The organism is Flaviaestuariibacter amylovorans (assembly GCF_039541815.1).
In the GTDB taxonomy this organism is placed as follows: domain Bacteria; phylum Bacteroidota; class Bacteroidia; order Chitinophagales; family Chitinophagaceae; genus Flavisolibacter; species Flavisolibacter amylovorans.
Map to the genome: position 1 here is coordinate 117042 of NZ_BAABGY010000016.1, position 11383 is coordinate 128424.

Below are 11383 nucleotides of genomic sequence, written 5' to 3' on the forward strand. Positions count from 1 at the left end.
GCCTTTTTAAAGGTGTTGCCATTCAATACTAAACGAATGCCCCCTCGCGGGGGCCTTCCTTTCATAATTATTTGCCGACTGTTCTGCGGAACTGGTCGCGCAGAATAGCATAATCAGCCAGATTGCCGATCAGTTCCTGTACTCCTTTCGTTTGGATAGTATAGGGCGGTCCTGTTTCGATGCTTCCTAATACAATCCTGCCCTCCCGCACCAATTGAGGCTGGCGTTCGAACACAAAGTCAATGACATCGCTTCGCTTAACGCTGCCATTCTTCCCTGCAGTCAGCGTGCCGTCATGCCACACCTCGATCCTGTTGCCGGTGATTGTGATAAACCGGTCCAGTGCCAATTGCAGGGAGTGGTGGGTCTTTTCGAAATCGTCAATGGCTACCAAGAGCATGGTTTCCCCTTTCGAATTGCCATATACTGGATCATTTTCGGTTTTTGCCTTTCCCAGTATAGAAATGCTGACCACAGAATGGCCTCTGGTCATATCGTCGAAAATGAAATAGCGATATCTCCCGGTCCAACTTCCGCCCGTGACGTTTCCAAAGGTGGTATAGCGAAGTCCGCAGTCCCGCACAAACGTTGCCTGCTTCGTTTCCAAATTTTGGAGGCGATCCCGTGTATCGAGCAACATCTCCATCAAGCCATATGCGAATAAGGCTATAGGCTTAGGCGTATCTACGCCTGCCACCCCTTCAAGCCAGTGATAAAAGGCAGGCCCTGCCCAGCCATCGGCTTCTCTTTGAAACTCCGGAGTTGGTTTTGCCGGTCTCAATCCTTTTTGCTCCAGCAATGCGGAGTATGAAGGGAGCTTGGTCAAGGGCGCAAAATCTGCAGCCGGGTCCGTCCGGTACAGAACTACAGGCTGTAGGCCATTGGTCAGAACCAACAGGTTCACTCCCAATGCATCACAATACCGCTTTGCCTGCTTATGTACGGTGTCGATCAGCGGCCAATCCGGCCGCTTACATTCTACAACCAGCAACGGCTGCTCATCGGAACCGACACCGTGCGTGACAACGATGTCAGTCCTGCCAATTCTTGTCTCCCCTTCATATACCTGCACTTCTACCTGGATGTTTTCCGGTGGTACTCCGTACACTTCGATGAGTTTCTGGATAAAGTCCTGCCGCACACCTTCCTCGGGCGTAAGCTGGATCAGCTTTTTTCGGGAGGCGCAGAGAATGCAGGGCGCGCCGTTTCTGACCAATTGCTCCATAGCCTCACCCTTCAACTACTTGCGCCAAGAGACCCAGGTGCTTTTTCAATACCGGCTCGTACTCGTCCACGAACGCTTTTGTTTCTTCGATGATGCGGTTGATCAGCAGTTGGCGGGTAGCAGGATCAACGAGCTTTACCAGCAAGGCGTTATCGGAAAAGAAAACATCGGCGCCATCCAGCGTGATGTAGCGCTCCTGGTACCACCATTTAGCCCGTCCGCCCTGCTCTTTGGTGAACGAATTCTCTTTGCCGTCCTGGTTGAACATACCGACATAAAGCCGCCCGCCGAAATTCCCTTCGCCGTTGAAGCTCTCTATGCCAAAGCAAAGCGGGTAGTGCTGTAGCCCATCGAACTCGATCCACACCTGCGCATACTTCTGCGTCACCGGAACGCCCTCCGACACCTTATACCCTTTTCCCAAAACGGGTGTCAGGCGCGCGACTACTTCGCGGCGCAGGTTGGCCAGCAGCTCGAACTTCGCCTTGTTGAAATTGTTGACTACCCAAGCGGCCTCTTCGAAATGGGCCATCAGGGTCTCGGTCAGTTGCTGTTGCAGTTGGTCGTCGGTAGTCATGGTAATGCGTTTAATCAGTACGATATATTGCTTAATGGTTTCGCGGAGGATGGGCTTATCGGCCGCTTCGCGGAGGCAGCGCGAAAGCCATTCCGTGATGTGTTCTTTGTAAGAAACGAGGAAGAAGTGCGTGCCCGGCTCGAGCGAGCCGCGGCTATAGGAACTCGGCTCGCTGCCCTCGGGCGTTAAATAAAGCACCGTGTTGCGCGCGCTGTTGAAATTATGATAGCGCACCACCTGCTTCTTCTGCTCGGTATGCGGGTCGATCTTGTTCTCGAGGGTGATGGAGCGCTCGCGCCCGTCCTTGATATAAATATCCAGATATCCACCCGACTCCTGTCCGTCTGTCGTAACCACCGGGCCGATATAATAGTTAGGGATGACCCGGGCGCTGTTCCAATCGAAGCCGGCAAGATGGTCCATCTTGTCCGTGCGCACCGTTTCCACGAAATGCCGCAGGAACACGGCGCCCATATCGTGGCTACCCGCCGGGTTCAGGAGGTTGGCGAGAAAGGGGGTGTGCGCGGCAGTCTCATCCCGCTCCATATTGAGAATACGAAAGATGTTAAACCGCTCGCCCTTCAGCTTCTCGATCTGCTTCTGGTTAGCCACGATATTACGAACACCGGTGAAGAGCCGGATAAGGCTAGTTCTGCTCAAGTTAGTTTCGGTAGTCATTCTCAATAATACTACGAAAGAAGCAAGTATTCGTGTTACTACGTTGAATTTCTGCAAACTGAATAAAAAGGATATCATAAATTAGCCAGAGCCTTTCAAACATCCTCCCCGGATATCAAACCAAAACCAACCATGACAAAAACTGCCAATTTTCAGGTAGATCCCAAACTTGCGGAACTCTTAGGAGAAACCTATAAATCTACAGAGGACGCTACCAAAGAGCTTGTTGACAATGCTTATGACGCAGACTCTGATAACGTCTGGATAACATTACCAGATCCTCTCACACCGAATGGTGTTATCACAATTGTTGACGACGGAACAGGCATGAAAGAGCAAGAGGTACGTTCAGAGTATTTGAAAATTGCAAGCAGTCGCCTTTCTCGAAAAGGGGAGAAAACCTTCGGAAAGAAGCGAATGGTGAAAGGCAGAAAAGGTATCGGCAAATTCTCCGGCCTTATGATCGCCGAAATCATGGAGATCAAAACCAAAGCAGGGGGAAAAGAAACTACGATCACAATTATCAAACAGGATCTGGCCAAGGAGAAATACGACCTAGAGAAAGTCAGCCTCCCCATCGTCGTAACGGACTGCCCTCAAAACGAACACGGCACTACGATTACACTCAAAGGCTTGAATCAGAACTATAATTTCCCAAACGCGGATAGGCTTAGGCAGCTATTGATTTTAGACTACAGGCAAGTTGCCGACTTATCAATATATGTTAATGGAGAGAAGATAGGTGTACAAGATTATCAAGGAGCGACCAACGATAAGGTGTTAAAACTCTCGAATGGAAGATCGGCAAGACTAATTTTTACAGTAACTGAGAAGGCTGTGAAAGAGCCTGGCCTTGTGTATAGGGTTGGAAATAAGATTGTGGGCCGGCCAAATAGCTTTCTTAAAGAAGATGAACAGATTCCAGATAAACTAAAGAAAAGGATCGTCGGTGAAATAATCTGCGATGAATTAGAAGATTTCGTAACCGCTGATTGGGGTGCTATTGTGGAAAACAGCACATTAAAGGATGAAATAGAGGTCCTTGTTAAAGCTGAATTAGTCGACGCTTTAAATGTTGTTTTTAAGGCTGATATGCATTTAGCCAGACTACGCTACGACCAACGAATTGCACGGGAGTTGGAGAAATTGCCGGAACACAAGCGCGCTTTTGCTGAAAAGCACCTGCAACGAGTACTTGAAAAGTTTTATGACGAACCGGAAGAGAAAGTAAATACGATCATATCTGTGATGATAGACGCGGTTGAGAAGGATCATTATTGGAGCGTGATTCACAATATAGAGCAGACCAGAGATGGTGATGTTGAAAAGCTGGCCCTTGCATTGTCGGATTTTGGGTTTCTGGAAATGTCGTTGATTACCAGTCAAGCAATACACAGACTTCGGTTTTTGGACGAGTTGGATCTGCTCAACCGCAATCCGAAAACACTTGAGTCAACTATGCACAAAGCGCTCGAGTTCAACCTTTGGGTACTAGGTACAGAATATTCATTGACTTTTTCGAATAAGACTTTAGCGCTTGCAGTTGAAGATTTGGTAGGCAAGAGGTTCAAGGGTGATCGGGCGAAGAAACGACCAGATCTATTCTTGGGCGTTGATGTTTCCAGGTCTCATACCCTAATCGAATTCAAACGCCCCTCCGACACCATTGGTCGTGATGCTGAAAGTCAAGCCTTAAAATATCGGGATGACTTGAACTCCATTATTCACAATAAAAAAATAAGAATCCTTGTGATTGGCGGAAGGGTTGATACTGCCATCTCCTCTCATAATGAAAGAGAGGATGTAAAACTTCTTACTTATACAGATATTATCTCGAATGCACGGGCACAACTTGATTGGCTACTAGCTGAACTAAAACGAGACTTAAAATTGGGTTAGCAATTATAAAAGCTCATACAAACATCTTTTGCAACAACCCTTTTTTCCACTCCGTCAGCTTTTCCAGCTGCGCCTGCGCATGCGCGATCTTGGCGTCGATTGCAGAAAAGAAAGCGGAAATTTTGCTCTGTTCAAGTTTATTAGTTGGGATTGAAGTCTTTTGAACGTGAACATCATTTCTATTCAACGTCGGCACGCCAGAGCCTCCACCAAACCTACTTAAATCTAAATGCAGATACAAGTAATAAATAAATTTCGGATGATTTCCACAGAAGTCAGTCACCCAAAGCGAGGTGTTATGTGGCCAAAAGTTCTGTTCAACGAATGTTACTTTTCCAATTGTTCCAGACCTACCTGTAATCACTCCAGGACCCTGTACCTTATAATCTAAATGATACTTTAGTATCCCATTTGAGAAGACAACTGGATACCTTCCTTCTTTTATAGCAGTGACTGGCAAATCAAATCCTCTTTGAAGCGGAGCAATGTTTTCAATTGCTCTTTTCTCCCACTCCTCAAACTCCTTCCCTTCCTCATCCCGAAACCGCACCCGCTGCGAAAAGATCGTCTGCATCGCCCCGCGCTTGTACCGCTCCAGCGCTTCCTTCTTCCGGCGTAGCAAAGTCAACTTGCGGTCGATAGCGATGAAGAAGGATGCAATCTTTTGTTGCTCGGGGAGTGAGGGAATGGTAATCTTTATTTTCTCAAACTCTGCCTGCCCTAAGGTTTTGTTTCTTCCCGCGCCTCCCGGAGATGCAAGCTCCAAAAGCATTCTTCCTTTAGGTGTCAATAACAAATTAAGAAGAAAGTGAATATCTGCTTGGGTTTCATCTGCCAAATACATCGGAAAACGATGTGACGCTATCATACCTTTCTCTTTGTCTGATGTTATCGCGATCGCCTGCTCCCAAGCAAAAACAATATTCACAGTCAAAGCGTTTTCGACAACCCAGAAAACTCGCTTATTCCCGAGTTCTGTGCCGCTCACTGGCTCTTTGTGAAAAATGCCTTTTCCGTGCGAGCGAATACCTATTTGAGTATATGATTCATCTGCTTGAACCTTTACAGGATTTGATGCGCGTGTTAGCAAATCCTTCATTCTGAATTCTTCCCAAGCTCCGCGGGCTTTGAATCGCAGGCTTGGCTGTTTAGCTGTTTCCATTCATCAAGCTTAAAAAGGTGCGGCTATCCCAAGTTCTTTGCAGTATTCAGCTAGTTGTTTGTCTGTATCACCCATGCATCTATCCAATTCTCGAATCTCACTTGCAATTGCATCCAGATCAATCGCATCTTCGGCTTCGAAAGTGTCGACGTATCGCGGAATGTTTAGGTTAAAGTCATTCTCCTTCAAAAGCTTTATGCTAGCGCGAACACTATATCGGCTTTCCTCCTTACGTTCTCGATAATTGTTGATGATTCTCTCTATATCAGAGCTTCTTAAAAAGCTCTGATTTGTTGCTTTCTCGAACTCGCGGCTCGCATCAATGAACAGGATGTCCTCCGGGTTCTCCCGGCACTTCTTGAACACCATGATGCACGTCGGGATCGACGTACCGTAAAAGATATTCGCCGGCAGCCCGATCACCGCGTCGAGGTAGTTCTTCTCTTCAATAAGATACCGGCGGATGTGCTGCTCGGCACCGCCGCGGAAGAGGGCGCCGTGGGGCAGCACGAGCGCCATCGTGCCATTGTCGGCCAGGTGGTGGATCATGTGCTGCACAAAGGCATAATCGGCTTTCGACGACGGGGCGAGGCGGCCGTATTGGCTGAAGCGGTCGTCGGTGCTGAAGAGGGCATTGGCGCTCCACTGCGCCGAAAAGGGCGGATTCGCCACGATCGCCTCGAAGGTCATCCCGAGGTGCTGCGGGTGCTCGAGGGTGTCTTCCTGCCGGATGTCGAAGCGACGGTAATGCACCCCATGCAGGATCATGTTCATCCGCGCCAGGTTGTAGGTGGTGCGGTTCAGCTCCTGCCCGTAAAAGGCGCCCACTTCCTTCACCTCTTTTGCCACGCGCAGCAGCAGCGAGCCGGAGCCGCAGGTGGGGTCGTACACTGACTTCAGCTTTTTCTTGCCCGTGGTCACGAGGCGGGCCAACACCGTGCTTACGGCCTGCGGGGTATAGAACTCGCCCGCCTTCTTGCCCGCGCCCGAGGCAAACTGCCCGATCAGGTATTCGTAGGCGTCGCCGAGTACGTCGCGCTCGGTCTGCTCCAGCGCAAAGTCGATCTTGTCGAGATGCCCCAGCACTTTTGAAATCACCGCATTGCGCGCAGCGGGCGTTTTGCCCAGCTTGGTGCTATTGAGGTCCATGTCCTCGAAGAGGTTGTCGAAGTCTTCCTCGCTCTCGGTGCCCATGGTGGAGAGCTGGATGTTGGTCAGGATCTTCTGCAGGTCTTCGAGGATGAAGTTGGAGCCTTCGCCTTCGTCGGTGCCCGCGCCGCGCTTCGCCACTTCGCTGAACAGCTCGGAAGGCTTCAAAAAGTAGCCCAGCTTCTCGAGCGCTTCCTCGCGGATGGCGGCAATGTATTCCTTCCCTTCCTTCGTCCGTTCTCTGATGGCGCGGAACGTGATCTTGTCGGCCTTCAGGATGCCGTTGGCATAAAGCTCCATCCGCTCCGAGAGGTACTTGTAAAATATGAACCCGAGGATATAATCGCGGAACTCGTCGGCGTCCATCTTTCCGCGGAGGGTATTGGCGATGTTCCAGAGCTGCTGCTCCAGCACGCGTTTTTGGTCTTCAGACATTTTATGGAATTGCTTCGAAGGTTTATAGTGAATCAGGCGGTTTGCATCCGCTCGCTTTCGATCTCTTTAAAGGTTTTGCCGGCTTTATTTTTCCAGAGGGTCGTGCCGTTAGTAGGGTAGCCAAGGATCACGCAGGACGCGGCGGACGGTGAATTGAAAAGTGTATCGTCCTGGAACACCAGCTTTTCTTCGCTTCCCGCAAGTATCCCATTTTGAACAAGCCGCTCGCGCATTTCTTTATAGCCGGGACTAATGCTCGCGGTCGGATTTCGCGTGGCTTCCGAACCTTTCAGCACTACAATGCCTTCGTCCGTTTGCAGGGCACTGGCCCGTACTCCACCAACCGTAAGAAACAGCTGCGCATTCGGGTTGTTGGAAGCTGTTGATCCCGGCAGCGTGTTAACCGGACCCATCGCGTCCTCCTTCCGGGCGCCCGGAAACGTCGTGACCTCTTCCAGCAACTTATGTCCCATTACGCCGATGAGCAGCTTTATATAAGTGAGGAATTCCTCCATGGCATCGCGGTCGGCAAGAGGGAGTGAGCTGAGTTGCGGCTTCTTATCGTTCTCAGTTTTGTATCGCCTTGTTTGAAACGCAATCTGGATTAAGCGGCTTTCCAAGTATTTGACATGGCTCTTCGTCAGGTTCTCATCTTTACTCACGAAAAAGATTACCTCGTTCCAGAAGTCCTTTTTGTATACATGGTCCTGTAGCCGAACCCGCACGTTTTCTGCCTCACCGATGTACGCCTTTGCCTCACCTGTTTCCTCGTCTTCACCAAAAAGGAAGTATACCCCGGGCCGGTTCGCTTCAGGCAAATCAACCAGTTCGCCAACGCGAAGGCGCGGACAAGAAATACTCTGGATGGTCTGGTTCACGACCTCACCGAACTTGATGCCGGTTACGGTGCCGTCTTTGAGATAGATACGGATGCTCTTGCCAAAAGTGCTCATAAACAGAAGATTACAGCTAGTTTGGAATCCGCTAAAGATCGGGAAAGGCGCAGACCTGGCAAAACCACGTCGGCAAGTCAGATTCCCGGTAGCGGAGCGCTCTTAATCCAAATCTTGGCTTCAATTATTCCCTAACGCCCCCTCCGTGTTGCAAAATGCCGGCTCCCTGTTGCAAAATCCAATCTCCGCAGTCCAAAATCCCATCTCCGACCCCCAAAATCCCATCCCGTTGTTGCAAAATGCGCGCTCCCTGTTGCAAAATTGCTTCTCCCTGTTGCAAAATCACTCCTCCTTGTTGCAAAAAGCAATCTCCGCCCGCCAAAATTGCAACTCCGCCTGCCAAAACTGCAATTCCAAATCCCATTAAGCCTTCTCCGCTCCGATAACTGCTTTTCCGAAATAAAAAAAGCCCGAAAAGCGGCTAAAGTACCCCGTTAGAAAAAATCTGGCGCAGGAGCTCCGGGTTGAAACCGCACTTTTTAGATTAGGGGCACACTAAAACCTTTCCCCATGAATCAAGAGCAAAAGAATTTCTCGGAGATGCTGGGTGAACTGCAGCAGCATTTCGACGCCCATCGGCCGTTCTGGTCCTCCGTCGGCCCCGTGGCCGATTCGATCGATCGATTGGCCAACACCCGCCGCGAGCTCGCGCTGGGCGCACTCGTACAGAACGACGGCAGCGGCACGAAAGAAGCCAAGGACCTCGCCCTCGGGCTGGCCGCCGAAAAGAGCTACCTCATGGGCCGCCGCGTGCTGGCCTGGGCCAAGAAGAACGCCCGCGCCGACATCGCCACGGCCGTAGACCTCAACCGGGCCGAGCTGGCGCAAGGCGCCGAAGCGACGCTCCTCGAACGGCAGCGCCGCATCTTCCAGTACGCGAAAGACAACAGGGACCAACTGGCCGATTACAAAGTGACGGACGAGTCGCTCGACGCACTCGACAGCGCCCTCAACACTTTTGCCGCCCTTCGTGCCGGTCATAAAGAGAAAGAGAACCACCGCATCTACAGCACGGCCCGCATCGAGGAGCTCATCGACAAGGCCCGCGCCATCATCGACATTCTCGACGACGAGGTCGAAGGCCTCATCGACAACCGCGAATTCATCGACACCTACTTCATCGCCCGCCGCAAAACCGACCGCCGCGCCACCCGCGCCGCCATGTCCGACACTGCGGCACCAAGCGCCTGATCGTTCCATCGAAGAAGTTTTGTTACCGCCGGGAGTGTAGACTTCCGGCTTTTTTGTGGGAGCGGGTGAGCGGGAGAGTGAGCGGGTGCGTGAGCGGGTGAGCAAGTGAGCGGGTCAACGGGTGAGCGAGTCAGCGGGTGAGCGGGTCAGCCGGGTCAACGGGTCGGCCGGTTCAATGGCTCACATGCTCACTCGCTCACTTACTCACCTGTTCACCTCCTCACTTGCTCACCCGCCCGCCCCCGCCCGGAAATCCCCGCCCTGCCGCCGGGGGAAATGCCGTACTTTTATCCTTTGTTTCGCCATTAACCCCCCTATTTTCCCAACCATGCGCTATATCGATCTCAGTGCGATCACTCAGGAACACGTCCGGGGCTGCTGGGAGGTGGAAAGCCGTATGGTCAATCCAGGCAGCCAGCAGAACCTCTTCGCCGACGTCCGGATCATCGAGATCAAGCCCGACCACTACCGGTCGGTGAACGGAAAAGAGCGGCGCGGCCTCTGGCAGGTAGTGCGCGAAGAAGAGCTCATCTACAACCCGCAGCTGAAATTCTTCATCGAAGGCAACGAGGTCGGCAACGCCATCATCACCCGCCTCCGCGTAGACGAGGCCGGGCAAAGCGAGCTCTACAAGCTGACCCTCTACTTCCACACCGGGCTCGAGCTCACCCTTCAGAAAAACAGCCCCCTCCCCATCTAACCACCAGCGCCCTTCTCCATGAACCAGATACCTTTCGATTTCGAGCAGGCCCGGGCCAAGCATCTCCTCTTCAAATCCCGGCTGCGCTCCCTCCTCTATGGCCTGCCGGCCGACGTCACACCGGTGATCTCGCACACGGAGTGCCAGGTGGGCCAATGGATCTACAGCGAGGCACTGCCTGCGTATGGCCACATCCCCGAAATGCAGGACCTCGAGCGCGTACACCGCGACATCCACACCGTGGCCCGCACGCTCGTAGCGCTTTATAACGACGGCAAGGTGGAAGAAGCACGGGCAGGCCTCGAAGAAGTAGAGAAGACCGCGCAGCAGCTCACGACCCTGCTCTCGGCCGTGGAAGCGAAGCTGGGCGCCGGCGAAGGAACGGCCGGCGACAAGGCCGTGGATGCGCACATCAGCGAACTCACCAGCCTGGCGCGGGCCAACGAGAAGCTCGAAGAGGTCATCCGCAGCCACTCCGGCCGGCTCTCGGCCGAACGCCAAACCCTCTACGACGCGCTCATGCAGCTGCCGGCCACCATCGCGGTGCTCAAGGGCCCCGACCATGTGTTCGAGCTCGCCAACCCCGCCTTCCTGGCCGGCTTCCCCAACCCCGACATCCTCGGCAAGCCAGTGCGCGAAGTGCTCCCCAGCCTCGAGGGCCAGGGCTTTTTCGAGCTGATCAACCACGTGTACCGCACGGGCGAGCCCTTCACCGGCAACGAAATGAAGATCATCGTCAGCCTTGAAGACGGAACGAGGGCCGAAGCCTATATCAACCTCAATTACCAGGCGCTGCGCAACGCGCTCGGCGAGATCGATGGCGTCATCTCCTTCTCCTACAACGTGAGCGAAGCCGTGCTGGCCCGGAAGCAGGCAGAGGAAAGCGAGAAGCGCTTCCGCTTCCTGTCGAACGCCATGCCGGTGCAAACCTGGACCGCCGACGCCGCCGGCACACTCCAATACGTGAACGAAGGCTGGAGATCCTATTTCGGCAAGGACGCAGACGCATTGCAGGCCGAGGGCTGGAACCGCATCGTTCACCCCGACGACCTGGCCCAGGTGCGGGAAAAATGGGCCGCCGCGGCCGGCAGCCACAGCATCTTCGAGGCCGAAGTGCGGCTCCGGCAGCACACGGGCAACTACCGCTGGCACCTCGTACGGGCCGTCCCCTACACCAGCGATGACGTACTCACCTGGTACGGCACCAGCACCGACATCCACGACATGAAATCCCTGCAGGACCAACTCCGTCAATCCTACGAGGACCTGGAGGTGAAGGTGAAATTCCGCAACATCGAGCTGGAGCGCGCCCTTCGCGAGCTGCAGAAAGAAGTGGAGACGCTGCGGGCCGCGTCGACCCCGTAACCCGCCGGCCGCTCCAGCTGGCCGTGCGCTCCATTCAGCCATGAGGATG

9 protein-coding genes are annotated in these 11383 nt (G+C 52.9%); 4 read left to right on the forward strand and 5 right to left on the reverse strand.

Annotated features, from left to right (window positions below; genetic code table 11):
• Positions 1-67: 67 nt before the first annotated feature.
• Positions 68-1225 carry a type I restriction enzyme HsdR N-terminal domain-containing protein gene (locus ABD937_RS20315; protein WP_345257765.1) on the reverse strand — a complete coding sequence of 386 codons (1158 nt, stop codon included), beginning with the start codon at positions 1223-1225 and terminating at the stop codon, positions 68-70.
• A 4-nt stretch (positions 1226-1229) separates the two neighbouring features.
• Complete coding sequence (locus ABD937_RS20320; protein ID WP_345257766.1) at positions 1230-2462, reverse strand: PDDEXK-like family protein; 1233 nt, start codon at positions 2460-2462, stop codon at positions 1230-1232.
• A gap of 150 nt (positions 2463-2612) precedes the next feature.
• Here ABD937_RS20320 and ABD937_RS20325 point away from each other — a divergent pair, with 150 nt between their 5' ends.
• Positions 2613-4379, forward strand: coding sequence for an ATP-binding protein (locus tag ABD937_RS20325; RefSeq protein ID WP_345257767.1), 1767 nt, complete (start codon positions 2613-2615; stop codon positions 4377-4379).
• A gap of 13 nt (positions 4380-4392) precedes the next feature.
• On the opposite strand, the gene ABD937_RS20330 is transcribed toward ABD937_RS20325, so the two are convergent.
• Genes ABD937_RS20330 through ABD937_RS20340 form a run of 3 tightly spaced genes read right to left on the reverse strand, consistent with a single transcriptional unit; the run spans position 4393 to position 8078 of the window.
• Entirely contained in the window at positions 4393-5541 is a 1149-nt protein-coding gene (locus ABD937_RS20330) for a restriction endonuclease subunit S (protein WP_345257768.1), read from the reverse strand.
• A 9-nt stretch (positions 5542-5550) separates the two neighbouring features.
• Complete coding sequence (locus ABD937_RS20335; RefSeq protein WP_345257769.1) at positions 5551-7125, reverse strand: type I restriction-modification system subunit M; 1575 nt, start codon at positions 7123-7125, stop codon at positions 5551-5553.
• A 32-nt stretch (positions 7126-7157) separates the two neighbouring features.
• Positions 7158-8078, reverse strand: a complete 921-nt coding sequence (locus ABD937_RS20340) for a GIY-YIG nuclease family protein (RefSeq protein ID WP_345257770.1) — start codon at positions 8076-8078, stop codon at positions 7158-7160.
• Between the two features lie 510 nt (positions 8079-8588).
• Here ABD937_RS20340 and ABD937_RS20345 point away from each other — a divergent pair.
• From ABD937_RS20345 to ABD937_RS20355, 3 genes are all read left to right on the forward strand, one after another.
• Positions 8589-9269: a hypothetical protein gene (locus tag ABD937_RS20345; protein WP_345257771.1), complete on the forward strand. Its 681-nt coding sequence runs from the start codon at positions 8589-8591 to the stop codon at positions 9267-9269.
• Positions 9270-9597: 328 nt separating this feature from the next.
• Positions 9598-9969, forward strand: a complete 372-nt coding sequence (locus ABD937_RS20350) for a hypothetical protein (protein ID WP_345257772.1) — start codon at positions 9598-9600, stop codon at positions 9967-9969.
• 18 nt (positions 9970-9987) lie between these two features.
• Positions 9988-11334, forward strand: coding sequence for a PAS domain-containing protein (locus ABD937_RS20355; protein ID WP_345257773.1), 1347 nt, complete (start codon positions 9988-9990; stop codon positions 11332-11334).
• Positions 11335-11383: the final 49 nt, after the last annotated feature.